Raw genomic sequence first — 25,158 nt, forward strand, 5'->3', positions numbered from 1 at the left:
TCGCGACAAACCATTCCGCGAGATATTCTTAGCCGACCAGATCAGCCCTCAGTGCGTGGTCCCTGGATGACGCTCACGAACGTTCTGAAGCTATCGCGCAGCTGTGTCGCGCCCGAGTGCCAAGCGGTGGCAAAATGATGATATTCGTTCCAACACGTAAAATTGGGGAGGCGCTCCAAAAATATCTGCGAGAACAGAGACTTGAAACGGCTTTCTATCATTCACAGCTGGGCGACGCCTGGAAGCGGGAGCAGCTCTTGAAGAGGTTTTCGGGCGAGAGCCGACCAGAGCTCAACCGGATCATCTGCACGAGCGCGTTCGGAATGGGCCTTGATATCAAGAATGTTCGTCTAGTGGTGCACTGGCAGCACCCATCTTCGATAGAGGACTATTTGCAAGAGTTCGGGCGCGCTGGTCGCGACGGCAAAGCCTCGGCCGCAGTGCTTCTGCATGATCGCGCTGATGCGCGACGCGATATTGGTCTATTGCGTTTTATGGCCGATCGGGCGGTAGGAAACGCGCAATTGTCCCCGGCTGATGCGTTGATCGCCTCGAACCATAAGGCCGCTCAGATTGATCAAATGGCACGCTTGGTCACGAAGAATGGATGTTTCCGCGAGGCTCTCGTAGGATACTTCACCGACTCGTCGCGAACCACGCGCAGAAGTCTCTCAACATGGCTGTTAGAATTTGTATTTGCCGAACGTGGAGTGCGGATGCAAACGGCAGACTGCTGTGATTTTTGCCAACAGCGCCTCATCAGCAAGCAGGGACAGCTCGCCTTTATCGGCAAAGTGTTGGCCAATTAAGCACTGCCTATCTCGGGGGGCATTGGGTAGGCCGCAGGCCCACTTATTCCAGAGTATGCGGTTTCGGTTCCGTAGCTGGGTGAGTGAGTAGATCCGACCCCTTTTTTGAGGATCTGAGCCCATCACCCGCCAACGATGGGCGTTGCAGCATCCAAAACCTGCCTTTGTTGCGGCGTTCAGAAGCCAGGAACGCAACACGCGAGCGCAGATAAGTTCAATCGAGACAGCTCTCGGACCCCACCTGTTGCTCGTCCAGCAGACCCTCCAGTCGAAGTCCTGTTGCGCGGTGGACAGCCTTCGGTGCTGTCCGGATGGCCTCGCCGATTACATCCGGCTCTCCTACGAGGACGACCGTCTCGATCGCTCTGGTCACGGCTGTATAGATCATCGTCCGATCCAGCAGCCTCGACCGAGTGATCGGCAGGATTACGCGTCGGAACGCTGAGCCCTGCGCCTTGTGGACGCTAATCGCCCAGCCATGGGTGAGTTTCTCAAGGTCGACCGCCCCAATCGTATCCTCGGTGCCGTCATCGAAGCTGACCCAAGCACCATCCCGGTCTGGACGCCGTATGAAGCCGATCGCTCCGTTCATGAAGCCGGCGAAGGTCGGTTCATTGGTGAGCGGGTCGAGTTTCGGGCTGCCAGAAGCATCCCGAAGAGGGGACTTGCGGTAGTCGTTCTTGAGCCAAATGACCTTTGATCCGACCCTTAGTCCCCAATCCGAGATCGGCATTTGCCGCGCCATGTATTCCGCCTCGATGCGCTGGTTGAGCACCTTGGCTCCCGCCGGGCCGTTCTTCGTCTGAGCTAGGATCTGCACGTCGAGTTCGTGCAGGCGCTCGGCTCGGCCTGGCGCAGGAGCAGGACCGCACATCGACCGGAAGACGCCGATGGTCTTCGTAGCGATGTCGTCGGGTCCGGCCTGGACGATGAACACGCCCGGCGCCAACGGTGCGCTCGGGTTGAACGTGCGGAACGCGGGGACCGAGCCTGCGCGGATCATGGCCGCGACGCCCGGGATGCCGGTCTGGTCCGCCTGACGGTGGATGACGTCGAGTGCGACCTGCGGGATAGCTTCGGCCGCGACCATCGACTGGAACAACAGACCCGGACCGATCGGCGGCAGCTGTGCTGGATCGCCAATGAAGACGAGGTCGACCTCGGATGGGATCTGCGAGAGGATGCGATAGACCGAGGGCGTGTCCAGCATCGAGGCTTCGTCGAAGATCATCAGTCCTCGCCGAAGACGTCGGCCTCCCTCGAGCTGATGGAGGAAGCGGGCGATCGTGGTTGCCTCCTTGCCAGTGGCCTCCGCAATACGGCGCACGGCGCGTCCCGCCAAAGCCACCTGGGGGTATTCGTACCCGTCCTGATCCGCCGTGGGGAGAGCGCCACGGCGCGCTTCTGAGGCGCGGAGAATGGCCCTGACGACCGTAGTCTTGCCCGTACCAGCACTGCCTGTGATGACGCCGAGTCCACTCGACGTCGCCATAAAGACGGCTTCGCGCTGCAATGCCGTCAACTGGTATCCGGTATCAGCTTCGACCTGTTCGATCGCTTGGACGACCGATGTAGCGTCGACAATTTCCCGACTCCGACGAAGTCGTTCGCCGAAGAGGCGTGTGACCTCGCTTTCCATGAACTGACAGGCTCGGGATTGCACCAGGCCGTCGTGGAGCGAGACCACCCGACCGTTCCCGAGCGCAATTTCGAGAGCGGTGCCGGCCTTGCTCCGCAAGGGCGCGGTGAGGCGCTCCACCATCAGGTTCACCACAGCCGCTGGCGCGGCCATGTGACCCTGGCGGAAGCGGATGGCGAGAGCTTCCTCGACCGCCGCACACAGGCGCCGCGGATCGTCAAGCGCCAACCCAAGGCGCAGTGCGCGAGCATCTACTTCCGGCCACGGCTCAAGCAGCGACAGCGCGTAGGGATCGGCCTTGATACGTTCGATGGCCTGCAGGCCCCAAAGGCTTGCTGCCGTGCCAGCGACCCGAGGGGACACGCCGTATCGATCGAGCCATCGGAAGACCTCGATCTCAACGGCAAGAAGGCCAAAACCGTCCGTGATGGACACAGCCTTATCGGCGCCCACGACAGCTGCAAGCCGACCGAGGTCGCGGGACTGTATGATCCCGTAGATCTCCTCGCCCAGGGCAGCCCAGAGCTTTTCCGCGGTCGCCCAGCCAACTCCGATAAAGCGCTTGTCGGTGGCGAGGTATCGGACCAGCGCCCGGCCTCGCGGCATGAGCGGCAGCGCGAGGTGAACGTGAAGCTGCTCTTCGTAGGCGGGGTGGACGCGCACGATGCCGGTGAGCCGCCACCATTCCCCGACCGAGGGATCCCGTGGGACGACCCGCCCCGGGACGACGGCTCTCCGCAGCGCTCCTGTCGGATCTCGACCAATCAGGATCATGTCGCCATAACCGCTCCGGTGCATGGAGGTCACGCTCATCTCGAACGATGGCGGGCATTTTTGCTCGGGTAGCTCACCAAGGACCAGGCCCTCCGTCTGGTCCCCAGAGCCACTCCGTCGCTTCTCAGCCCCTGCCATAGCGCTCGTCTCTCCGTTCACTGCGGCCACCCACGCCGTACCGGCGCGGGTCCCTGCGCCTCGTTCACTGCGAGCCGCTCGCTATGGCTTTTCGGGGCTGCGACGGAGCGGCTCCGAGGACCAGACTACCAGACATCTTCAGGGGAGCTTTCCTGTCAGGGTCATTAGGGTGTTCAGACGACGCCATCGTTCGTTTTCCCGCTGAAGAGACGCGTTTTCGGCCATCAGGCGCAGGTTCTGCGCCTCGAGCTCAGCGCGATCGCCGTCCACTTTGGCTTTCATCTCGCGCACCACCTCGGCTTGCTCCAAACGGGTGAGGTGCGCCTTCCGGTCGGCGGCGTCTGCTTCCTCCAAAAGGAGCGAGCACCGCGGATTGGTCTGGAAGACTTTGCCATCGAAGCCACACGCTTTGGCGATCGCGCTGCGATTCAGCTCGACACCATAGCGAGGCAGGGGCTTACCCTTGTGCTGATCAAGGTATTCGATAAGCGCGTCGACGTTTTCCTGGGCGACTTCGACGCCGCTTTTTCCGGTGCCCCGTGCCATCAGGACAGCCTCGGACTCGGATGGGGCACGACCTCGGCCTTGGGTAGGGCACCCATTCCATCCAGCGCGTCGATCGCGGCCTGATATTTTTCGAAGAACTTTTTCCAGGTGCTGAAGCCGCCCATCTCGGCCGTCGAGAGGATCATCGCCCGGTGCGAGGCGATCAGGAGCTCCTTTTCGCCGCGCAGGCGCTCGATCTCGGCGTTTTTCAGAGTGAGCTGCCGTTCGAGTTCGCTCCTGGACAGCTTGGTCGACCGCTCGACGGCTGCACGGATTGCCTCCTGCCGCTGCGCGTAATTGGCAACCAGCGCCTTGCGGTCCTCGGCGCGCGTGATGTCGGTCGCATGCTTGAGCACGCCACCCATCCGGCGGATCACAGCCCGCGCGGTGATCGTCTCGTCGTCCACGAGCATCGCCTCGAGGGCTTCTTCAAGGAAGGCAAGTTTCCGGGTCATGTTTCATCCTGCAACAGGGTCACGGTGTCGAGAACTGTCGTGCCACGCCGTCTGTCGGCCGGTTCGTACAGATCCGGCCCATCGGGGAACGGCTTTTCACCCGGCCGGGCTTCGATGGCCGCAAAGATGTTGGTCAGGCGGGTTCGCGCATGCACCAGCTGATTGCGCCAGCCAATCGAGCGTTGCTGCTCGGGAAGGCTCTCTAGGGTCCTGATCACCGACGCCATGCGATCGCGCAGGCTTTCTAGCCTTTCCCGCTCCTCCGCCACGTCGGATCGGGCCAGATGCTTGCAGCCATTGAAGCATTCGAGGTGCTTGGGGCAGGGGTCGACGGCGAAGCTGTTCACGCAGAACCCGTACGGCGTGACGTGCATGCCGTCTGCCTCGGCGTTCAGATATTCGAAGGCAACCTGGTCTCCCTGCTCGCGCTGGATGCGGCGGAACTCGTCGATAATCGGGCCGCTGACCTTGTTGCCAAGGATCAAATGGTAGACCTGCCGTGCGTTGCCACTCAGAGCTTCACTAGCGGCCTCCGGGACATCAATGTTCGTGAGGTCCTCGAGCAGGCTCCGATGGTCATACTCGTAGCTCTGGGCGACGCTGCGCCGATTGAAGCGCTTGGTGATGATGGTATCGGCAACGCCAAGCCGGAACAGCTCCGTGTTCTGAAGGTGACGCAGGGCGTGCGGGATGAGGCTGAGCTCTCGATCTTTTCCGGTGCTGTACCTTAGGAAGATCGATTCCGGCCGGGTGTTGCTCAATGTCCCATGGAGGTCACGTGCAGAGATCCGGCCGGCTGCGAAGTAGCGCGTTACATCCAATAAGCCTTCGTTCCGGCTCTCGATGAGGTTTCTCACCGGCATCAGGAACATCATTTCGTGCGGATAAATTCGCGTCCCGTCGGCGAGAGTTGCCGGCGTCAATTCTGGCCGCCGGGTAGGGCTAACTTTGCGCAGATAGTCCTCGACCTCGCCAACGCGCAGGTATGCACTTCGCCAGTCGATGCGATCGACAATCTCCTCGCCTGCGCCATTCCGGACAGCGATCAAGCCGGCTTTTCGTGGCGCCAACCAGAAGACCGATGTTTGGTGGAGCTCGGCGCCGCTAGAGAGTTGGAGAGCGCGGATATCGTCGAACACGTTCGGGTCCAAGGTGTCCCGGTATCGCGCCTCTAATTCCTCCGGCACCTTAGCCTTCGAGAACACCAAGTTGCCGCTGATCCGCGTGAACATCTCATGGGCCGGCACCAGCGCCTCACGCTGATATTCCGGGATCAAACGCCCAGTTTCGGCCTGGAGACGCAGCCGCTCCCGCATGGGCTTGGTCAACCTGTCGACCGTCGCGAGCGTCTCCAGAACCAGCTCTTCGAACATCGGTGGGACGTGCTGCGCGGTTTCGTACAGACACACACCGTCGGCGGTCTCGTCCTCAACCTGCTTTTCCGCAAAATACCGCAACATCAGCGATCTTGACGTGCCGCCCTTGTTGCCCGCGGATTGGCCGTCGGCGTCGACGTATTCACGCCACCTGATGCAGTCGGACGGGAGCATCGCAATCTCGCCGACACGGAGTCCGGTTATCACGCCGATCTTGAGGATCGCGAAGCGGATGGCATCAGAGAAGGTTCGGGGCTTCTCGGTGAAGATGATTCGGACCATCTCCCAGAACGCCTGTTCTTCGGGAAGTTTTGCGGCGGACTTGCGTTCCGACAAGGTCCGCCGAAGTCGGTCGGTGCGGTAAGCGTGGCCCGTGCGCTTGCGCTCACGCCGCGCGCGCTCGTGGCCTTGACGCGATTGCTCTGCGCCAAACGGCACGCAGAACCGCGCCAGAGCAGGGACGTCAGCCAGATGGTGATTGTCCAGCACCATCCGGATCGTCATTTCAAAATTGAGCGCGTTCTTGCCGGATTCACCGAGGAGGAGGGCAGCGTTATAGGCTTGGCGCACTTGATCAGGCGTGACGGCCCAAGGCGGGGTTTCGCCGGCAGCTGATGCCAAGTGCCTGATCCAGCGTGCGTGCACCATCGTGCTGTTGGGCTTATTCTTCAACACCAGGAGCTGATGGACGATCACGGCAAGGTAGAAGTCTCGCCAATCCGAACTCATCGGCGCCGCCTTGAGCTCGGGTTGGCCCATTTGCTGCCGGACCTCATTGAGGCGCTTGAAGGCGCCCTCGATGACGCCGAGGTTCGTTACGTGGATCGATGGTGGCGTGGCCATTCCGACCAGCGCGGCCAGGTCCCAGCGGCTTTCTTTGGCAATTTTGCCTGCTTCGTCGCACGGCAGATCCCAAACCAGACCACGCCCGGCAGCGAGCACCTTGGCCGAAGCGACAAAGGCGGAGAACGAGGCATTCATGGCTCGATATCTTCCACCTTGAGGCTCTCGACCACCCGGCGGACACCATCGAGGGTGCCCCGGAGTTGGACGAAGGCCGGCGACTGCTCGTTGTTGCGTGAAGCCGCGGCGAACTCCACGACGACGGGGCGCAGATCATGGAGCACCTGCTCGTGGACGGCCGTATCCCGCAACGGCATGAAGCGGCGACACGTATAGCAAGACAGCACCGGGTTCTTGTTGCAGGCGCTTTGCCCAGCCTCACAGGCGCCGATCCCGGCGATGGGAATGCCGTGAGGGACGCCTCCAATCTGTTGGTCGGCCGGAAGCCGCAGAAGCATTTCCTTGTCGACCGTCCGGGTGCGGGCGATCCGCGCCACATTGGCATAGATCGGCGAGATCGCCAGGGCCTGGTTCACGCGCTGAGCCTGCGTCGGCGAGGTGTCGAAGTAGACGTTCGCGGTCCGCCAATCGGAGTGCACGAGGAACTCGGACAGCGCTACGTGGGCAACGCCGGCATCTGCCAGGCGCTGCGCGGCCGTGTGGCGCAGATCAGTCGGCGTCCATGGCTCCCCCGTGAGTGCCTCATTAAGGCCCGTCAGGATGTCGCTAATCTGATAGGGCGGCAGCCTGAACAGTAGCCGGTCGGGGGCTTCCGGATTGAACGGGAGGATGCCGAGTTCGCGCCGCCGGCGCAGTTCAATGAAGAGTGGTGCCCATTCGCGCTTGATCCGACGGGTTACCCGCACACGCTTCTTCTTGTCGCGCTGTTTGGCCGCGATGACGGCCACGTGCACGGCACCGGTAGAGAAGACCCGAACGTCAGCGAGCTCGATCCGGGCGATCTGGCCGGGCCGGAACGCATACTGATAGGCTATGATCAGCACGCAGGCATCGCGGAGCTCTCGATGTTCGACGGCCTCCCTGGAGCTTGTCAGCCGTCCCACGAGTTCGTCCAGGTGATCGACGATCGCCGCCTGGTGGTCCAGCGGCAGGAAGCATTCTCCCGTTCGGACAACGCGGAACGAGTCGGTTTTAGGGCCCTTCAATGCGCGCACGAGCGGTGCACTGGCGGGATTCCAGTGGCCGATCGAGAGGTTGCAAAGCGAGTGAAGCATTGCCCGAAGCGCGCTGGCCTGTGATCCGGTCGACTTCGCTTTGGCAAAAACATTCCAATGCGACCGAGCATCGAAGATCGGCGCCAAAATCAGCGTCTTGAGGGATTCCAGGCCACAGTCTCGGATGTACGAGACGAGGCGACCTGTAAAATTAAAAGCGGTCTCCGGATCGTGGCGCGAGAGCCAATCCACAATAACGTGCTTAATCACCGTCGTGACCGAACCGAAGCTGCCCAAGCTGATGTTCAAGCGCTTGCCGTCGAGCTCGACCTGAAGGGCCGTTGATGTCGCAAAATCTCTGATCGTGCGGACCGCGTCGGCAAAATCATCGTGGTAGCGAACGATGGGCGGAAGCGAAGGCAGCAAGCGGATGATCTCCGCAAGCGCGGGCTCGTAGTCAGGTTTGGCCAGCGCTCGACCAGTCATTCATCGCCCCCATCAACAGATCGGCGCAACGCATTGACAAATCGGTCAAACTTCTCGTCCCAGACCTGCGCGAGTGAGGTCTCGAAGTAGGCACGCGCATAAAGCCGCGGCATGTCGGACTTCGGCGACCAGCCGAAGAACAGGCGAAGCCGTTCCATAGCTCGCGTGACGTCATCGCCGGCGTCCTGATAGCGCCGCATACGGACCACCGCGCAGGTGTGCCGAAGATCGTGGCACGAGACACCCGACAAGCCCTGTTTTTCGAGGGATCGGCGAGCCGGGTCGGACAGAGCGGCCGTCGCCGTTTCAAAGACCTCGTTCATGGCTCTCAAGGAGATCGGCAGCCGCTTCTGGGACATGAGCAAGAATGGATGGTGCGTGCGGCCGCGATAGTTTTGGACGTACGCGTCGGACAGGAATGCGATCTCCTGGGGCACCGGCAACTGGCGCCTTGCAAGGACTGTCTTCAGACCAGGCTGCTCGTACCTGGGATCCTCGTCGGGCACACCCTCGACGTCGATCCAAATGACCGTGTTTCCGGTCGCCGGATCGGTATCGTCCTTGATCGCATTTGCAGCCAAGATCGCCGCCTCGCCGCGGCGAAGGCCAAGGCGCAGCAGCAGCATGAAGATCAGCAGATTGCGCCACCGCAGCGCCTCGGACTTGAACGGGTTGCGATCCGAATGAGGGTCGAAGATCGCGTACAGGTCCTCGATGACGGCCGGTGGAAGGGCTCGGATCGGAGGCGGGGCCGTGGTGGGGGCAGGGCTCAACTGGCTGTACAGCCGCTCCAGCCGCAACAATCGTGTCTCAAGGTCGCCTGCCCGAGACCCGGCCGCTGGACCCCCGTGCCGCAGGACGTCCGTTACGAAGGTCAGCGCCGAGTACCAAGTCGACGACCGGTCGGCGCCGCCCATGGCTGCTTCGTTGCGGAGCTGGGCCAAGAAGCCAACCAAGACGTTCTCGATCGCATCGAAGTCCAGGTCGGCCAGCAGCCGGTCCAGGCAGTCCGAGCCCAACTGGCGCTCAGTTGCGTCGTACAGCCGGGCTACGGCAGCCAGATGACCTCGCTTTGTCGAGTCCTCGAGCGAGCCCTTGAGTACGTCCATCCAAATCGAGGACCAGAACCGAGGCACGTTTGCTTTGTCGAGGCAAAGCCGGCCGGTGAGCGCCGGCGGTATCAGAGCTGATCGAAGACTCGTGGTTGGCAACTGCGGAGATCCGAACGTGGCATGGAACTGCCGAAATCATCCGCGGGCGATTCGCCAATCGCAACGGCTTAAACCGCCTTTCAACAGGAACGTTTTGGCCCGGAAATCGGGCGATTTTGATGAAAAACGCAACACTTTCAAAACCGCTGTCGCCTTCCATAACATCTCATATCCGAATGAGGTCAGGTCCTGGCGAGAAAGCGGACGCCCGGCCGCTGCAAGCTTGCCGTCGCTTCTGTGAAGGGTTTCGGATGCCGGCCGCATGAGGGACGGCGCGGCGTGTTCGGCGGCCGGCGTCCGAAAGCCTCCAAGGGAGGAAACCGCGGGTAAGGGATGTAAGGTCGGGCCGCAGGCGCTATGGGGTTTTGAGCGCCGCGGGCGAACTCGTTGATTGGGATCGAGTCGGCCCAACGAGTTGCACGACGGTGAAGTCGCTGACGAATGCGCGGCGGATGGCCTTGAACTCCAGAAGTTGTCCGACGATTTGCGACGGCTGGTGGATATCTGGGCGCGCTCTGCCGTGGCTGGTCGAGGGCCAGCGAGCGCGGCGAGCGGATTTGCGGGATTGCGGCACGGTCATGAGGTGTCGATCCTGATGTGGTTCGTTGGAGCTGTCGGCCGATGCCGTGGCATTGCACCGCGCTCGAAGACTTCGATTATGATCATGCGACCGCCGCAGCATGGACAACTCGGTTTGCCGGGATCGGCGGCGGCAGTGGGCTGGCCTTCAGGTCTTGCGACGGCGAGCAGTTCACGCGCGTGGGCGACGTTGTCAGCGCAAGCACTCTTGGCGAAGAGGCCGTAGTGGCGGATGCGGTGCAAGCCCTTCGGCAGCACGTGGATGAGAAAGCGGCGGATGAACTCGGCGATGGCGAGCGTCATCTGCTTGTATCGGTCGCGGCCCTCGATGCGGTAGTCCTTCCATTTGAAGGTGACGAGCTGTTCGTCAAAGGCGATCAAGCGGCTGTTGGCGATGGCAACGCGATGAGTATAGCGTGACAGATAGGCCAGCACCGCCTCGGGGCCACCGAATGGACGCTTGGCGTAGACGACCCACTCGGCTTTACGCAGCGGCGCGAGATGGGCTGCGAAGGACTGTGCGTCAGCCAGATGCGCGTAATCGCCGAAGAAACTCAGGCGACGGGCTCGGTGGGTCGCGATGAGCTTCTCCAGGAACAGCCGTCGGAACAGGTGGGAGAGCACGCGCACCGGAAGGAAGAAGCCCGGTCGGCATGATACCCAGCGCTGGCCATCTGGTGAGATGCCGCCACCCGGCACGATCATGTGCACGTGCGGGTGATGGGTCAGTGCCGAGCCCCAGGTGTGCAGCACGGAGGTGATGCCGATCCTGGCACCGAGATGCTTCGGGTCGGCGGCAATCGTCAGCATGGTCTCGGCCGAGACCTTGAACAGCAGGTCGTAGACGACGGCCTTGTTCTGGTAGGCGATGTCGGCGATGGCCGCCGGCAGTGTGAACACGATGTGATAGTACGGCACCGGCAACAGCTCGGCTTCGCGTTCGGCGAGCCATTGCTTCGCGGCGGCGCCTTGGCACTTCGGGCAGTGGCGGTTGCGACAAGAGTTGTAAGCGATGGTCGTATAGGCGCAATCCGCGCAGCGCGCGACATGGCCGCCGAGTTCCGCCGTGCGGCAGTGCTCGATCGCCGACATCACCTTCAACTGCTGGAGGCTCACATGGCCGGCGTTGGCCTGACGCCACGCCGGACCATGGCCGCGGAAGATGTCCGCGACCTCCAATCTTGGACGCGCCACGTGCCTTCCGCTTAGGCCGGTGGCGTGTCCCTGGACTCATTCTTCTTGGACGTCAGCGGCGTGAGGCGATCCAGCGGGCTCATGACCTCGCGGATGGTGTTGGTGGCGACGCGGGTGTAGAGCGCCGTCGTCTCGAGTTTAGCGTGGCCCAGCAGGACCTGAATCACTCTGATATCGATGTTCTGCTCGAGCAGGTGGGTCGCGAAGCTGTGGCGCAAGGTGTGCGGCGTCACCCGCTTGGCAATCTCGGCCATGTCCGCCGCAGCATGGCAGGCACGCGTGAGCTGGCGTGTCGTCATCGGGCTGGCCGGCTTCAGTCCCGGAAACAGCCAGCCTTGCGGGCGGCCGATGCGATACCAGTCGCGCAAGAGCGCGAGCAGCACCGGAGACAGCATGGCGTGGCGATCCTTGCGGCCTTTGCCCTGCTCGACGCGCAACATCATGCGTTCGGAATCGATGTCGGACACCTTCAACGCAACGACCTCAGAGACGCGCAGTCCCGCACCGTAAGCGACGCTGAGCGCAGCTTTGTATTTGATGCTTGGCGCTGCCTCCAGAAAGCGCGTAACCTCTTCCGGGCTTAACACAACCGGAACCTTGCGCGGCTCGTGCATGAACGACAGGTGCTTGGCAAGCTCGGGCCGATCGAGCGTCACATTGAAGAAGAAGCGCAGCGCCGAGACCGTGGCGTTGATCTTTGGCGCGTGGGCGCCGATCGACGCCAGATGAAGCCGAAAGCGGCGCACGTCCTCCGGCTGGGCCTGGTCGGGCGAGCGGCCGAGGAACGCCGCGAAATCCTTGACCCTTTGCACGTAGTCATGTTGGGTCTTCGGAGCGAACTTGCGGATCGCCATGTCTTCGATCATGCGCTGGCGCAACGGGCTGATGGCCTGCTTGGTCATTGGGGATGCTCCTGTCTTGAGTGAGGTTGTCGAACCCCTCGATCTCAAGACAGGACGCCCCGTTGCGCTATCCTGTTGGCTGCCCCGCCTGCCGTAGCGCCCTACCGCGCGAGCGGTTTAGTCCTTTGACCCATTGCCGACCTCACCGGGCTTTCACGGCCGTCACAGATCTTCGACGCGAGCAATCGAAAATTTTCCTATTATCGGAGAATACTTTCGCCGCGTGCTGGTGCTCCGAGGCGCCGCACCACTCCTTCCGTCTATATGAGATTCCTATAACTTCGCGGTTGCGCTCACCTCGAAAGCTTATGCCTCTGGTGGCAATTCAGCAGAGTGTCAAAAGTCCCGACTAGTGCTGTGGATATGCGTTTCGCTTCTCTCCACGAGCTTCGCCGGGCCCGAGAAAGTGCTGCTCCTGAAATAGGGACGCAACGAGGAGTATCTCCATGACCGACATTCTAATGCTGGCGCTGGGCTTCGCCTTCTTCGCCCTTGCGATCGGCTACACCTATGCCTGCGAACGGCTGTGAGGGAGCGGATCATGATCTTCGATTATGCGCTCGCTGGCGCCGTCTCGTTCGGCCTCCTGATCTACCTCACCTACGCGCTGCTGCGGCCCGAGCGGTTCTGACCCGTGCTGCTGCTTCTCGAATTGCTACTGGCGTACGCTGCGCGGTTTGCGCTGCTCCTGCTGCTTCTGCGCAGGGCACAAGTTCCGAAGGGTTGAAACCATGACTGTGATCGGTTGGCTGCAGATCATTCTCTATTGCGCGATCGTCGTCGCGCTGACCAAGCCGCTCGGCTGGTATATGACACGTGTCTTCAACGGCGAGCGAACATTTCTCTCGCCGGTGTTGCGCCCGATCGAGACCGGCATCTACTGGTTCTCCGGCGTCGACGAGAAGCGCGAGCAACATTGGGTGACCTACACGGTCGCCATGCTTCTGTTTCACCTCGGTGGCTTCCTCATCATCTACGGCGTGATGCGTCTGCAGGCCGTGCTGCCCTTCAATCCGGCGGGCCAGGGTGCGGTCGCGGAGGACCTCTCCTTCAACACCGCGATCTCCTTCATCACCAACACCAACTGGCAGAACTACGGTGGCGAGAGCACGATTTCCTACCTCGTGCAGATGCTCGGCCTGACGCACCAGAACTTCCTGTCCGCGGCAACCGGCATCGCGCTCGCGCTCGCCCTGATCCGCGGCTTCTCGCGCGCCTCGGCCCGCACGGTCGGAAATTTCTGGGTCGACGTCACCCGCACGACGCTCTACGTGCTGCTACCGATCTGCGTCGTCTACACGCTGTTCCTCGTCTCGCAGGGCATTCCGCAGACGCTGGGCGATTATGTCGAGGCGACGACGCTCGAAGGCGCCAAGCAGACCATCGCGGTCGGCCCGGTCGCCTCGCAGGTCGCGATCAAGATGCTCGGCACCAATGGCGGGGGCTTCTTCAACGCCAACGCCGCGCATCCGTTCGAGAATCCGACCGCGCTGTCGAACTTCGTGCAGATGCTGTCGATCTTCGCGCTTGGCGCGGCACTCACCAATGTGTTCGGCCGCATGGTCGGCGATCAGCGCCAGGGTTGGGCGATCCTCGGCGTGATGGGCGTGCTGTTCCTGGCCGGCGTCGCCGTGACCTATTGGGCGGAGGCGAACGGCACCTCCACCATGCATGCGCTCGGCCTCACGGGCGGCAACATGGAGGGCAAGGAGGTCCGCTTCGGCATTGTCGCGTCGTCGCTGTTCGCCGTGATTACGACGGCCGCGTCCTGCGGTGCCGTCAACGCCATGCATGACAGCTTCACCGCTCTCGGCGGCATGATCCCGCTGATCAACATGCAACTCGGCGAGATCATCATCGGCGGCGTCGGTGCCGGTCTCTACGGCATGCTCCTGTTCGTCGTGCTCGCGATCTTCGTGGCGGGCCTGATGGTCGGCCGCACGCCGGAATATGTCGGCAAGAAGATCGAGGCGCGCGAGGTCAAGATGGCGATGCTCGCGATCCTGGTGCTGCCGCTGATGTATCTCGGCTGGACCGCGGTCGGCGTGGTCTATCCGGCGGCGGTCGCCTCGATGGCGAATGCCGGACCGCACGGCTTCACCGAAGTGCTCTACGCCTTCACCTCGGCGACCGGCAACAACGGCTCGGCGTTCGCGGGCCTGACCGGCAACACCTTGTTCTACAACCTCACGCTTGCCAGCGCGATGTTCGTCGGCCGGTTTTTCATGATCGCTCCGGCGATGGCGATTGCGGGCTCGTTCGCCGCCAAGAAATCCGTCCCGCCGTCCGCGGGCACACTGCCGACCACCGGCGGGCTGTTCGTCGGTCTCGTCGTCGGCCTGATCCTGATCATCGGCGGCCTGACCTTCTTCCCGGCACTCGCACTCGGCCCGATCGTCGAGCATCTCGCGATGAACGCGGGTCAAGTGTTCTAAGCGCCAATCTTCTGATGGATTTGGAGTGACCTCCATGGATACGATGAAATTGCAAAAACGCGCATCAGTCTCGGCGATGCTCGATCCCAAGATCGTCTTGCCCGCGATCCACGCGTCCTTCGCCAAGCTCGACCCGCGGCTGATGATCAAGAATCCCGTGATGTTCGTGGTCGAGATCGTGGCCGCGCTCACCACCGTGATCTTTCTGCGCGATTTCCTCACCGGAGGTGCCGGCCTGGGCTTCACCTTCCAGATCATCCTCTGGCTCTGGTTCACGGTGCTGTTCGCCAACTTCGCCGAAGCGGTCGCCGAAGGCCGCGGCAAGGCGCAGGCCGACTCGCTGCGCAAGACCCGCACCGACAGCCAGGCCAAGCTGCTGACGGGCGCCGGCCAGGCCTTCGAACTGGTGCCGGGCACCAGCCTGAAGGTCGGCGACATCGTGCTGGTCGAGGCCGGCGACACCATCCCCTCCGACGGCGAGGTGATCGAGGGCGTGGCTTCCGTCAACGAAGCCGCCATCACCGGTGAATCCGCGCCCGTGATCCGCGAATCCGGTGGCGACCGTTCGGCGGTGACCGGCGGCACGCAGGTGCTGTCCGACTGGATCCGCGTCCGCATTACGGCAGCCCAGGGCTCGACCTTCATCGAGCGCATGATCAGGCTGGTCGAGGGTGCCGAGCGCGCCAAGACGCCGAACGAGATCGCGCTCAACATCCTGCTGGCCGGTCTCACCATCATCTTCGTGTTCGCTACCGTCACCATTCCGAGCTATGCGGCCTATGCCGGCGGCTCGATCTCGGTGGTCGTGCTGGTCGCGCTGTTCGTGACGCTCATTCCGACCACGATCGGCGCGCTGTTGTCGGCGATCGGCATCGCCGGCATGGATCGCCTGGTGCGCTTCAACGTGCTGGCGATGTCGGGCCGCGCGGTCGAGGCCGCCGGTGACGTCGACACGCTGCTGCTCGACAAGACCGGCACGATCACGCTCGGCAACCGGCAGGCGACAGCATTCTGCCCCGTGCGCGGCGTGACCGAGCAGGAGCTGGCTGACGCAGCCCAACTCGCCTCGCTCGCCGACGAGACCCCGGAAGGCCGCTCGATCGTCATTCTGGCGAAGGAAAAATACGGCATCCGCGGCCGCGACATGACTGAACTAGGCGCGACCTTCATCCCGTTCACGGCGCAGACCCGCATGAGCGGCGTCGACGCCGGCGGCTCGTCGGTGCGCAAGGGCGCGGTCGACGCGATGCTCAATTATGTTGGCGGCGGCGCGCCGCTGACGGTAGCTTCCGGCAACACGGCTCGGGCCATCCAGCCCGCCGGTCTCTCGGACATTGGCCGCGAGGTCCAGACGATCGCTGACGAGATATCGAAGGCGGGCGGCACCCCGTTGGCCGTCGCGAGAGACGGCAAGCTGCTCGGCGTCATCCAGCTCAAGGACATCGTCAAGGGCGGTATCCGCGAACGTTTTGCCGAGCTGCGCCGTATGGGTATCCGCACCGTCATGATTACCGGTGATAATCCGATGACGGCTGCCGCGATCGCGGCGGAAGCCGGCGTCGACGACTTCCTGGCGCAGGCGACGCCCGAGGACAAGCTCAAGCTGATCCGCGACGAGCAGGCCAAGGGCAAGCTGGTGGCCATGTGCGGCGACGGCACCAACGACGCGCCGGCACTCGCGCAGGCCGACGTCGGTGTCGCCATGAACACCGGCACCCAGGCCGCCCGCGAGGCCGGCAACATGGTCGACCTCGATTCCAACCCGACCAAGCTGATCGAGGTGGTCGAGATCGGCAAGCAGCTGCTGATGACCCGCGGTGCGCTGACGACCTTCTCGATCGCCAACGATGTCGCCAAGTATTTTGCCATCATCCCGGCGATGTTCCTGGCGTTCTACCCCCAGCTCAACGTGCTCAACGTCATGAACCTGTCGAGCCCGCAGAGCGCCATCCTGTCGGCGATCATCTTCAACGCACTTGTTATCATCGGCCTGATCCCGCTGGCGCTGAAGGGCGTTGCCTACCGCGCGGTCGGTGCCGGTGCTCTGCTGCGGCGTAACCTGCTCGTCTACGGCCTCGGCGGCATCGTTATTCCCTTCGTCGGCATCAAGGCGATCGATCTCGTCGTTGTCGCCTTGCACCTGGCTTGATCGTCGTCGCGGGGCGCGCAGCGCGCCTCGCGCAATGACGAAGACATTGGAGACCTATCATGCTCAGAGAAATCCGCCCCGCCATCATCCTGTTGTTGATACTCACCGCCATCACGGGCCTGGCCTATCCGCTCGCGATGACTGCGATTGCCGGCGCAATCTTCCCCGCCCAGGCGCAAGGCAGCCTGATCGAGAAGGACGGCAAGGTGGTCGGCTCCGCTCTGATCGGGCAGGAGTTCAGGGACGACAAATATTTCCACGGTCGCCTCTCGGCGACGCTGGCGCCGGACCCGAATGATTCGACCAAGACGGTCGCCGCGCCCTACAACGCCGTCAATTCGGGCGGCTCCAACCTCGGCCCGACCAGCAAGGCGCTGGCCGACCGGCTGAAGGAAGACGTGGACAAGTTCAAGGGTGAGAACCCGAAAGCCGCCGTGCCGGTCGACCTGGTCACGACGTCGGCCAGCGGCCTCGACCCCGACATCTCGCTGGAAGCCGCGCAATTCCAGGTACCGCGCGTCGCCAAGGCGCGGAATATCCCGGAAGAGGCGGTGAAACGGCTCGTGGCTTCCGCCACGCAAGACCGTCTGCTCGGCCTGCTTGGCGAACCCCGCGTTAATGTATTGGCGCTGAACCTCGCGCTCGACCGCACGGCCGCGAAGTAGCGGTAGGCTCGTGGCTTTGGGATGATTATATTGGTGAGATGGTCCGAGAGAGCCGCGATTCCGAAAAACGTCCGTCTCCCGAAGCGCTGCTGGAGGCCGCGCACCGGGAGGAAAGCGCGACCGGCAAGCTGAAGATCTTCGTCGGCGCTGCCCCCGGCGTCGGCAAGACCTATGAGATGCTGCAAAGCGCTCATGCCAAGCGCAAGGCCGGCGTCGATGTCGTGGTCGGATTCATCGAGACCCACGGCCGCGCCGAGACCGAGGCGCTGGTGCGCGGGCTGGAGGCGATCCCACGCAAGCGGCTCGATTACCGCGGCCAGATCGTCGAGGAATTGGACCTCGATGCCGTGATCGCACGGCGGCCGAAAATCGCTCTGGTCGACGAGCTCGCCCACACCAATGCGGCCGGCAGCCGCCATCCCAAGCGTTATCTCGACGTCGAGGAACTGCTGTCCCACGGCATCGACGTCTATACCGCCGTCAACATTCAGCACATCGAGAGCCTGAACGACGTCGTAGCCCAGATCACCCATGTGCGGGTGCGCGAGACGGTTCCGGACTGGATCTTCGACCGCGCTGATGCGATCGAGCTGATCGATCTCACGCCCGACGATCTGATCCAGCGGCTGAAAGAGGGCAAGGTCTACGTGCCCAAGCAGGCGGAGCGGGCGCTGGAGCACTATTTCTCGCCGGGCAATCTGACCGCGTTGCGCGAGCTCGCGTTGCGGCGCACGGCGGAGCGGGTCGACGAGCAGTTGCTCACGCACATGCAGGCGAACGCGATCGCCGGTCCTTGGGCCGCCGGCGAGCGCATCCTCGTCTGCGTCAGCGAGGATCCACGTGCGGCTGGGCTCGTGCGCTACACCAAGCGGCTGGCCGACCGGCTGCATGCGCCGTTCACCGCGTTGTCGATCGAGACGCGGCGATCCCTGCAACTGTCGGATCGGGAACGCGATCGCCTTGCCGATACGCTGCGGCTCGCAGAGGCGCTCGGCGCCGAGGCGCTGACCATTCCGGCCGTCGGCCGGCGCATCGCCGACGACGTCCTCAATTTCGCGCAAGGCAACAACGTCACCCAGATCGTGATCGGCAAGTCGACGCGCTCGCGCTGGTTCGAGATGACACGCGGGTCGGTCGTGCACGATCTGGTGCGCCGCGCTGGCAATATCAGCGTGCATGTCATCCCCGGCGACGAGGTCGTCGAGCAGCCGGCGCCGAAGACGGCGGTGCAGACCGTCGCGCGGTCGGACCCGTTCGATGTCCGGCCCTATCTCAAGGCACTCGGGATCACCGCGCTCGGCCTTGCTGCCGCCGTGGCCATCAAGCCGTATTTCGGCATTGAGAACGTCGACCTGATGTTCCTGACCGCCGTGGTGACAGTCGCCGTGCGTTACGGTTTGTGGCCGTCGCTGCTTGCGAGCGTCGCGGCATCCCTGGCCTACAATTTCTTCTTCCTGCCGCCGGTCTATACCTTCACCATCACTGATCCGACCAATATCGCGGCGTTCGTCTTCTTCATGCTGATTGCGTTCGTGGTGTCGAATGTCGCGGGGCGGGTCCGGACCCAGGCTGATACTGCGATCGGCCGAATCCGGACGACCGAGCAACTCTATGCTTTCAGCCGCAAGCTCGCCGGCACTGGAACGCTAGACGACGTGCTGTGGGCGAGCGCATATCAGACTGCGCTGATGCTGAAAGTTCGTGTGGTGTTGCTGCTGCCGGAAGAGGGCCTGCTCACGGTGAAATCAGGCTATCCGCCAGAGGACGATCTCGATCAGGCCGATCTTGCCGCCGCCAACTGGGCCTGGAGCAACGATCGTCCGGCGGGGCGCGGCTCGGACACGCTGCCGGGTGCCAAACGGTTGTTCCTGCCGATGCGCACCGGGCGCGGTCCGATTGGCGTCATCGGTATTGACAATGATCGCACCGGTCCGCTGCTGGACCCGGACCAGCGCCGGCTGCTCGATGCACTGCTTAACCAGGGCGCGCTCGCGATCGAGCGCGTGCTGCTGGTCGAGGACATGGATCGGGTCAAGCGCACCGTCGAATCCGAGCGGTTGCGCTCGGCGCTGCTGACCTCGATTTCGCACGATCTCAAAACGCCGCTCGCCTCCGTGCTCGGCGCCGCCTCGGCCATGCGCGATCTTGCCGGAGCGCTCTCCGAGACCGAAAAGCGCGACCTGCTTGCGACCGTGATTGATGAATCCGAGCGGCTCAACCGCTTCATCGCCAATCTGCTCGACATGACCAAGCTCGAATCCGGCGCCATCGTGCCAAACACCGCGCTGCACGATCTTAGCGAGATCGTGGGCAGCGCGCTGCGGCGCGCGAGCAAGATATTGACGGCGCACAAGGTGGAGCTGGTGCTGGCTGCCGATCTGCCGATGCTTCAGCTCGATGCCGTGCTGTTCGAGCAGGTGCTGTTCAATCTGCTCGACAACGCCGCAAAATATTCGCCGCCCGACACGACGATCTCGATCCGCAGCCAGCGTGAGCGGGATCAGGTTGTGCTTCAGATTGCCGACGAGGGCGGCGGCATTCCGCCCGGTGAGCTCGAGAGCGTGTTCGACAAGTTCTATCGCGCGCAGAAGGGCGACCATGTCCGTCCCGGCACCGGGCTCGGCCTTGCCATCTCCCGCGGCTTCGTCGAGGCGATGCGGGGCACGATCTCGGCCGCCAACCGCAGCGACCGCAGCGGCGCGGTTCTCACCATCCGTCTGCCTGTTCCGGCGCAGACCCGGCAATTGGATACCGCAGCATGAGCGCCGCGCCGATCAAGGTTCTGGTCATCGACGATGAGCCGCCGATCCGCAAGCTGCTGCGGATGGGGCTGACGACACAGGGCTACGAGGTTCTGGAGGCATCGAATGGCAAGACCGCGCTGGAGAAGCTTGGCGAGAGGCCCGCGCTGATCATTCTCGATCTGGGCCTGCCTGACATCCAGGGCCACGAGCTGCTGCGCACCATTCGCGCCCGCAATGAAAGCGTGCCGATTGTGGTGCTGTCGAGCCGCGGGGACGAGCTCGGCAAGGTGCAGGCGCTCGATCTCGGCGCAGACGATTACCTGACCAAACCGTTCGGCATGGATGAGCTTCTGGCCCGCTTGCGCGCCGCGCTGCGCCACCAGCTTCAGATCCAGGGCGAACGCCCCGTGTTTCGCACCGGAAATCTTTCCGTCGATCTCGTCCGCCGGATCGTCAAGGTGGAGGATCGCGACGTTAAGCTGTCGCCAAAGGAGTATGATCTGTTGCGGGTGCTGGTGCAGCACGCGGGCAAGGTGCTGACCCATCGCTTCCTGCTTAGGGAGCTCTGGGACGAGCTGACCGACGCGCAATATTTGCGCGTCTATGTCCGCCAACTCCGGCAGAAGATCGAGGCTGATCCGGAACGGCCACAAATTGTGCTCACCGAAACTGGCATTGGATACCGGCTGCGGGCGGCCGAATGATGCGTCAGCACGCTCTGTTTTCGCCACCACAATCGGCAACTTTATTTCCGTTTATGGCATTACTGGCGTCCGCTCTGAATTTTCGCTACGCCCGCTAAACGGATCAAGACGGACATCGGCCTTTGGCCGACTTTTTTTATAACCAGTGATACGCGAAGCTGTGCCTGTAAGCGCAATATAGAGATGACACCCCTCCGCAAAGTTGAGATGGCACTCCGCGGTTGGAATGCAGTTGCGGGGGACGGCAATCGTGGTGGTGTCAATGAGCGACAAGGAGTTTTCGCGGCTCAATATTTTGATGGAGGTACAAGCCGGGCGATTGCAGGTGTCAGAAGCCGCCACGGTGCTTCAGTTGCAACGGCGACAGGTGTTCCGACTGCTCCGTTCGCTACGCGAGCATGGAGCGGCAAGCTTGGCCTCCAAGCGTCGTGGGAAGCCCAGCAACAACCGGCTGCCGGCGCCGGTGCGCGAGCTGACGATGTCGCTGGTGAAGGCGCGTTATGCGGATTTCGGTCCGACATTGGCCGTGGAGAAGCTGCGGGAGGTCCATGACTGCCGGGGTACGCCTCCGACGAGGACCGTCTTGCGTGACGGGTGGTAATTCGCGAAGCGTGTGACCTTAAGTCTAGCTTTAAGGTGATCAGGCGATGCGGGTCGAGGTTTTGGGCGGGCTCGAGCGGCGGCGGCGTTGGTCGCAGGACGACAAGGCACGGATTGTCGAGGAGACGCTGGCACCGGGCGCGAAGGTAACTGAGGTTGCGCGGCGCAACGGAGTAGCGGCCAGCCTGGTGTTTACCTGGCGTCGCCAAGCACGGACATCGGAACAAGTTGCACCATCTTTTACGCCGGTGCAGATCGCCGCCGTAGCAGCCTCGGCTGAAGAAACTCCGAAGCTTTTGCCTACGGTTGATGGCCGAGTTCGTTCGGCGGCAGCTGCGCGTACTGGATTGATAGAGATCGATCTCGGCAACCGACGGTGCATCCGGGTGGATGCGCACGTCGATCCGGAGGCGTTGGCGCGGGTCCTCGATGTGCTTGGACGCCGATGATTTCTGTACCAGGGAATGTGCGAGTGTGGCTGGCTACAGGCTACACGGATATGCGCAGAGGCTTTCCATCGCTGGCCCTCCAAGTGCAGGAGGTGCTGCACAAAGAACCGCTTAGTCGCCGCAGCGATCTTGTGAAGGTGATCTGGCACGATGGTCAGGGAGCCTGCTTGTTCACAAAAAAACTCGAGAGAGGAAAGTTTATCTGGCCATCGGTTGCCGGTGAAGCGGTAACGATCTCGCTGGCGCAGTTGAGCTACCTGCTGTCCGGGATCGATTGGCGCAATCCGCAAGAAACCCAGCGCCCGACGCGGGTCGGATAATCGTTTTGGGTTTGAATCTGATGCTCGATCTGATTCAATGGCTTCATGACATCGAAGCCGGACGATCTTCCGTCGGATCTCGCAAGCGCCTACCTTGCGCTGCTGGCCGAGCGCGAGGCGTTGCAGGCTGAACGCGATGTGGCAGTCGCGGATGCCGCCAACGCGCGGGCGGAGCTGTCGGACAGCGAGGTGCTGATCGCTCATCTTGAGCTACGGATCGAGAAGCTCAAACGCGAACTGCACGGGCAGCGCTCCGAGCGCACGGCGCGGCTACTCGAGCAGTTGGAATTGGAGCTCGAAGAACTCGCCACCACGGCGACCGAGAATGAGCTGGCTGCGCAGGCTGCCGCGGCAAAAACCCAGAGCGTGAGCGCCTTCACGCGCAAGCGGCCGGTGCGCAAACCGTGGCCGGACGACATCGAACGTGAGCGCGTCGTCATCAAGGCTCCAACGACCTGCGCCTGCTGCGGCGGATCGCGGCTGGCGAAGGTCGGCGAGGATGTGACCAAGACGCTGGAGGAGATTCCGCGTCGCTTTAAGGTCATCGAGACGGTACGCGAGAAGTTCACCTGCCGCGATTGCGAGAAGATCAGCCAGCCGCCGGCACCGTTCCATGCGACGCCCCGCGGCTTCATCGGCCCACAATTGCTGGCGACGATTTTGTTCGACAAATTCGGCATGCATATCCCGCTCAACCGCCAGAGCGTGCGCTTCAAGGCCGAGAGGATCGATCTGCCGCTGTCGACGCTGGCCGACCAGGTCGGCCACGGAACCTTCGCCGTCATGCCGCTGTTCCAGCTGATCGAGCGTCATGTGCTCGCGGCCGAGCGCCTTCATGGCGACGACACCACCATCCGCGTCCTGGCGAAGGGCAAATGCACGACCGGCCGGATCTGGACGTATGTGCGGGATGACCGGCCGTTCGCCGGGCCTGCGCCGCCGGCGGCGGTCTATTATGCCTCGGGCAATCGACGGGGCGAAAATCCTCAGAGGCATCTGGCCGCCTTCGTCGGCATTCTGCAGGCGGATTGCTATGGCGGCTTCGAGCCGTTGTTCGACCCAAAAGGAAAGCAATGCCGATCACGCCGGCATTTTGCCTGGCCCATGCGCGGCGGGGATTCTTCGAGCTGGCTGACATCGAGAAAGCCGCCCGGGAAGGCAAGGGCAAACCGGTCTCTCCGATCGCGCTGGAGGCGGTCAGGCGTCTGGATGCGTTGTTCGAGATCGAGCGCGCCATCAACGGCCGTAGCGCCGACGAGCGGCGTGCCGTGCGCCAGGAGCGGAGCAAGCCGCTGCTCGACGACATGCACGACTGGCTGCTCCGCGAGCGAGAAAGCCTCTCGCGCTCCGCCGAGGTCCTGAAGCCCATGAACTACATGCTTAAGCGCTGGGACGACTTCGTCCGCTTCCTCGACGATGGCAGGATCTGCTTGACCAACAATTGCGCTGAGCGTGCATTGAGAGGCATTGCCTTGGGAAGGCGCAACTGGACCTTCGCTGGCAGCCAGCGTGGCGCCGATCGTGCAGCTATCATGCTGACGATGATCACGACCTGTCGCCTCAACGACGTCGATCCCAAGGCTTGGCTCGCCGACGTCCTCGCCCGGATCGCTGATCTTCCCACCTCGCGTCTGCGCGAACTGCTGCCCTGGGAATGGAAGCTCCTGCACCAAGCCGGCAAGTCCGCCAATCAGCAAGCCGCCTGACCCTTCACGCAACGCCATCGTAGAACTCGCCGTGCTCGCGCGCATGCGTCAATCAGGCGGCCTTCGTCGTATGCGTACCTGCCGGGTGTCGCGCGAGACGCTGCGTCAGTGGATGATCGAAGAAGACCTTTGGATTGATCGCAAGCGCCGCCTGCCCTCCGTACATCAGCCACGACATCGGCGCGAGCGGACTGGCGAACTGATTCAGATTGATGGCTCGCGACATTACTGGTTTGAGAACCGTGGCCCGGAATGTTCGCTGATTGCCTACATTGATGACGCGACCAGTCGGATCATGCACGCTGCGTTCGTGCCGTCGGAATCAACGCTGGACTATCTGCGCGAGACCCGGACGTATGTGGAGCGCCATGGCCGTCCGATCTCCTTTTATTCGGACAAGCATGCCATCTTCCGCGTTAACAACCGCGAGGCCGAAGGTGGTGACGGCATGACGCAGTTCGGCCGCGCGCTGCACGAGCTCAACATCGACATCATCTGCGCTAACAGCCCCCAGGCCAAGGGCCGCGTTGAGCGATCGTTTGGGACGCTGCAAGACCGACTGGTCAAAGAACTGCGCTTGGCGGGAATCGCGACGATTGAGGTCGGTAACGAGTTTCTACCGGGGTTTCTGGCGAGCTACAATGCCCGCTTCGGCAAGGTTGCGAAGTCGGACCAGGACGCGCATCGCCCAGCCGCAGATCTGATGCCGCTGAGCGACGTGTTTGCCTGGAAGGAGGAACGCACGGTAACCGGCAATTTGACAGTGCAGTACGACAAGATCCTATTCATGCTGGAAGAGAACGAGATCACGCGGCCGCTCGCCCGTCAGCGCGTTACCATTGTCGATTACCCGGACGGCCGGCTTGCGATGCGGCATCGGGGGCGCGACCTGCCGTACCGCACGTTCGACAAGTTGCGGAAGGTCGATCAGGCGGCAATCGTTGAGAACAAGCGGCTGGGTGAAGTGCTGGCGTATATCGCCGAACAGCAGCAACTCCGCGATGAAGGTCGCAGTCAGAAAGCGCCCCGGCGCCGTGGCCAGGCTGCTCGGCACATGGTTAAGGCAACATAGTTCCTGCCCCGGCCCCAACCCGCAAATGCCACCGTGCTCGGAGCCGTCAATGACGGCCCTTTGGGCCGCCGCCTCCGGCGGTCTTCGATCATTGACCGCTCCTGCGCGCGGCGGCGCGCTGGGAGGCCTCGGGACGAAGGGCGTCCCGACCAATCGACCGCCTCCGGCGGATCGAACAAAGGGCTGC

General features: G+C 62.8%; 18 protein-coding genes and 2 pseudogenes. 12 read left to right on the top strand and 8 right to left on the bottom strand.

Going from position 1 to position 25,158, the window contains the following annotated elements; all coding sequences use genetic code 11:
* The first annotated feature begins 134 nt into the window (after nt 1–134).
* Nucleotides 135–809, top strand: a complete 675-nt coding sequence (locus tag P6U29_RS03035; protein ID WP_407116264.1) for a helicase-related protein — start codon at nt 135–137, stop codon at nt 807–809.
* Nucleotides 810–1,023: 214 nt separating this feature from the next.
* Here P6U29_RS03035 and P6U29_RS03040 read toward each other — a convergent pair whose 3' ends face one another.
* The 8 genes from P6U29_RS03040 to P6U29_RS03075 all read right to left on the bottom strand — a co-directional run bounded on the left by P6U29_RS03040 (nt 1,024) and on the right by P6U29_RS03075 (nt 12,127).
* Nucleotides 1,024–3,261, bottom strand: a complete 2,238-nt coding sequence (locus tag P6U29_RS03040) for an AAA family ATPase (RefSeq protein WP_407112178.1) — start codon at nt 3,259–3,261, stop codon at nt 1,024–1,026.
* 237 nt (nt 3,262–3,498) lie between these two features.
* On the bottom strand, nt 3,499–3,906 hold the full coding sequence (locus P6U29_RS03045) for a hypothetical protein (RefSeq protein ID WP_407116265.1): 408 nt from the start codon (nt 3,904–3,906) through the stop codon (nt 3,499–3,501).
* Nucleotides 3,906–4,361, bottom strand: a complete 456-nt coding sequence (locus P6U29_RS03050; protein WP_407112180.1) for a hypothetical protein — start codon at nt 4,359–4,361, stop codon at nt 3,906–3,908. Before P6U29_RS03050 ends, P6U29_RS03045 begins: the two co-directional genes overlap by 1 nt.
* Nucleotides 4,358–6,718: a hypothetical protein gene (locus P6U29_RS03055; RefSeq protein WP_407112181.1), complete on the bottom strand. Its 2,361-nt coding sequence runs from the start codon at nt 6,716–6,718 to the stop codon at nt 4,358–4,360. Before P6U29_RS03055 ends, P6U29_RS03050 begins: the two co-directional genes overlap by 4 nt.
* Nucleotides 6,715–8,241 carry a tyrosine-type recombinase/integrase gene (locus tag P6U29_RS03060; RefSeq protein ID WP_407112182.1) on the bottom strand — a complete coding sequence of 509 codons (1,527 nt, stop codon included), beginning with the start codon at nt 8,239–8,241 and terminating at the stop codon, nt 6,715–6,717. The genes P6U29_RS03055 and P6U29_RS03060 overlap by 4 nt, the downstream gene beginning before the upstream one ends.
* Entirely contained in the window at nt 8,238–9,350 is a 1,113-nt protein-coding gene (locus P6U29_RS03065) for a site-specific recombinase (RefSeq protein ID WP_407112183.1), read from the bottom strand. The genes P6U29_RS03060 and P6U29_RS03065 overlap by 4 nt, the downstream gene beginning before the upstream one ends.
* 678 nt (nt 9,351–10,028) lie before the next feature.
* Nucleotides 10,029–11,225 (bottom strand): IS91 family transposase, encoded by a 1,197-nt coding sequence (locus P6U29_RS03070; protein WP_407112447.1) that lies wholly within the window; start codon nt 11,223–11,225, stop codon nt 10,029–10,031.
* An 11-nt stretch (nt 11,226–11,236) separates the two neighbouring features.
* Nucleotides 11,237–12,127, bottom strand: coding sequence for a tyrosine-type recombinase/integrase (locus P6U29_RS03075; protein WP_407112448.1), 891 nt, complete (start codon nt 12,125–12,127; stop codon nt 11,237–11,239).
* 541 nt (nt 12,128–12,668) lie between these two features.
* Here P6U29_RS03075 and P6U29_RS03080 point away from each other — a divergent pair.
* The 11 genes and pseudogenes from P6U29_RS03080 to P6U29_RS03130 form a co-directional block, all read left to right on the top strand.
* Nucleotides 12,669–12,758: a K(+)-transporting ATPase subunit F gene (locus tag P6U29_RS03080; RefSeq protein ID WP_035698142.1), complete on the top strand. Its 90-nt coding sequence runs from the start codon at nt 12,669–12,671 to the stop codon at nt 12,756–12,758.
* A 100-nt stretch (nt 12,759–12,858) separates the two neighbouring features.
* On the top strand, nt 12,859–14,562 hold the full coding sequence (gene kdpA / locus P6U29_RS03085; RefSeq protein WP_407116266.1) for a potassium-transporting ATPase subunit KdpA: 1,704 nt from the start codon (nt 12,859–12,861) through the stop codon (nt 14,560–14,562).
* A 34-nt stretch (nt 14,563–14,596) separates the two neighbouring features.
* Nucleotides 14,597–16,711: a potassium-transporting ATPase subunit KdpB gene (gene kdpB / locus P6U29_RS03090; protein ID WP_407116267.1), complete on the top strand. Its 2,115-nt coding sequence runs from the start codon at nt 14,597–14,599 to the stop codon at nt 16,709–16,711.
* Between the two features lie 59 nt (nt 16,712–16,770).
* The gene (locus P6U29_RS03095) at nt 16,771–17,376 is read left to right on the top strand and encodes a K(+)-transporting ATPase subunit C (RefSeq protein ID WP_407116268.1); all 606 of its coding nucleotides are present in this window, start codon (nt 16,771–16,773) and stop codon (nt 17,374–17,376) included.
* A 38-nt stretch (nt 17,377–17,414) separates the two neighbouring features.
* The gene (locus P6U29_RS03100; protein WP_407116269.1) at nt 17,415–20,138 is read left to right on the top strand and encodes a DUF4118 domain-containing protein; all 2,724 of its coding nucleotides are present in this window, start codon (nt 17,415–17,417) and stop codon (nt 20,136–20,138) included.
* Nucleotides 20,135–20,824, top strand: coding sequence for a response regulator transcription factor (locus P6U29_RS03105; protein ID WP_407116270.1), 690 nt, complete (start codon nt 20,135–20,137; stop codon nt 20,822–20,824). The genes P6U29_RS03100 and P6U29_RS03105 overlap by 4 nt, the downstream gene beginning before the upstream one ends.
* Before the next feature lie 247 nt (nt 20,825–21,071).
* A pseudogene (locus P6U29_RS03110) lies at nt 21,072–21,413 on the top strand (helix-turn-helix domain-containing protein); the annotation flags it as partial.
* A gap of 58 nt (nt 21,414–21,471) precedes the next feature.
* A complete protein-coding gene (gene tnpA / locus P6U29_RS03115) occupies nt 21,472–21,873 on the top strand; it encodes an IS66-like element accessory protein TnpA (protein WP_074448291.1) in 402 nt (133 codons plus the stop codon).
* Nucleotides 21,874–21,896: 23 nt separating this feature from the next.
* Nucleotides 21,897–22,193, top strand: a complete 297-nt coding sequence (tnpB, locus tag P6U29_RS03120) for an IS66 family insertion sequence element accessory protein TnpB (protein ID WP_407116271.1) — start codon at nt 21,897–21,899, stop codon at nt 22,191–22,193.
* Between the two features lie 45 nt (nt 22,194–22,238).
* A protein-coding gene (tnpC, locus tag P6U29_RS03125) for an IS66 family transposase (protein ID WP_122401599.1) occupies nt 22,239–23,899 on the top strand; the annotation gives its coding sequence in 2 pieces (ribosomal slippage) (nt 22,239–23,256 and nt 23,256–23,899; 1,662 coding nt in all).
* A gap of 61 nt (nt 23,900–23,960) precedes the next feature.
* Nucleotides 23,961–24,971: pseudogene (locus P6U29_RS03130) on the top strand (ISNCY family transposase); the annotation flags it as partial.
* Nucleotides 24,972–25,158 lie beyond the last annotated feature (187 nt).

This window comes from Bradyrhizobium sp. LMG 9283 (assembly GCF_045571415.1).
In the GTDB taxonomy this organism is placed as follows: domain Bacteria; phylum Pseudomonadota; class Alphaproteobacteria; order Rhizobiales; family Xanthobacteraceae; genus Bradyrhizobium.

What these genes read in the sequence shown, in the direction of transcription:
- P6U29_RS03095 (WP_407116268.1), top strand. Translation starts at nt 16,771, where the DNA reads ATGCTCAGAGAAATCCGCCCCGCCATCATCCTGTTGTTGATACTCACC.
- P6U29_RS03055 (WP_407112181.1), bottom strand. Translation starts at nt 6,718, where the DNA reads ATGAATGCCTCGTTCTCCGCCTTTGTCGCTTCGGCCAAGGTGCTCGCT.
- P6U29_RS03080 (WP_035698142.1), top strand. Translation starts at nt 12,669, where the DNA reads ATGATCTTCGATTATGCGCTCGCTGGCGCCGTCTCGTTCGGCCTCCTG.
- P6U29_RS03105 (WP_407116270.1), top strand. Translation starts at nt 20,135, where the DNA reads ATGAGCGCCGCGCCGATCAAGGTTCTGGTCATCGACGATGAGCCGCCG.
- P6U29_RS03065 (WP_407112183.1), bottom strand. Translation starts at nt 9,350, where the DNA reads ATGGACGTACTCAAGGGCTCGCTCGAGGACTCGACAAAGCGAGGTCAT.
- P6U29_RS03075 (WP_407112448.1), bottom strand. Translation starts at nt 12,127, where the DNA reads ATGACCAAGCAGGCCATCAGCCCGTTGCGCCAGCGCATGATCGAAGAC.
- kdpA (WP_407116266.1), top strand. Translation starts at nt 12,859, where the DNA reads ATGACTGTGATCGGTTGGCTGCAGATCATTCTCTATTGCGCGATCGTC.
- P6U29_RS03045 (WP_407116265.1), bottom strand. Translation starts at nt 3,906, where the DNA reads ATGGCACGGGGCACCGGAAAAAGCGGCGTCGAAGTCGCCCAGGAAAAC.
- P6U29_RS03040 (WP_407112178.1), bottom strand. Translation starts at nt 3,261, where the DNA reads ATGAGCGTGACCTCCATGCACCGGAGCGGTTATGGCGACATGATCCTG.
- P6U29_RS03060 (WP_407112182.1), bottom strand. Translation starts at nt 8,241, where the DNA reads ATGACTGGTCGAGCGCTGGCCAAACCTGACTACGAGCCCGCGCTTGCG.
- P6U29_RS03100 (WP_407116269.1), top strand. Translation starts at nt 17,415, where the DNA reads ATGGTCCGAGAGAGCCGCGATTCCGAAAAACGTCCGTCTCCCGAAGCG.
- P6U29_RS03035 (WP_407116264.1), top strand. Translation starts at nt 135, where the DNA reads ATGATGATATTCGTTCCAACACGTAAAATTGGGGAGGCGCTCCAAAAA.
- P6U29_RS03050 (WP_407112180.1), bottom strand. Translation starts at nt 4,361, where the DNA reads ATGACCCGGAAACTTGCCTTCCTTGAAGAAGCCCTCGAGGCGATGCTC.
- tnpA (WP_074448291.1), top strand. Translation starts at nt 21,472, where the DNA reads ATGCGGGTCGAGGTTTTGGGCGGGCTCGAGCGGCGGCGGCGTTGGTCG.
- kdpB (WP_407116267.1), top strand. Translation starts at nt 14,597, where the DNA reads ATGGATACGATGAAATTGCAAAAACGCGCATCAGTCTCGGCGATGCTC.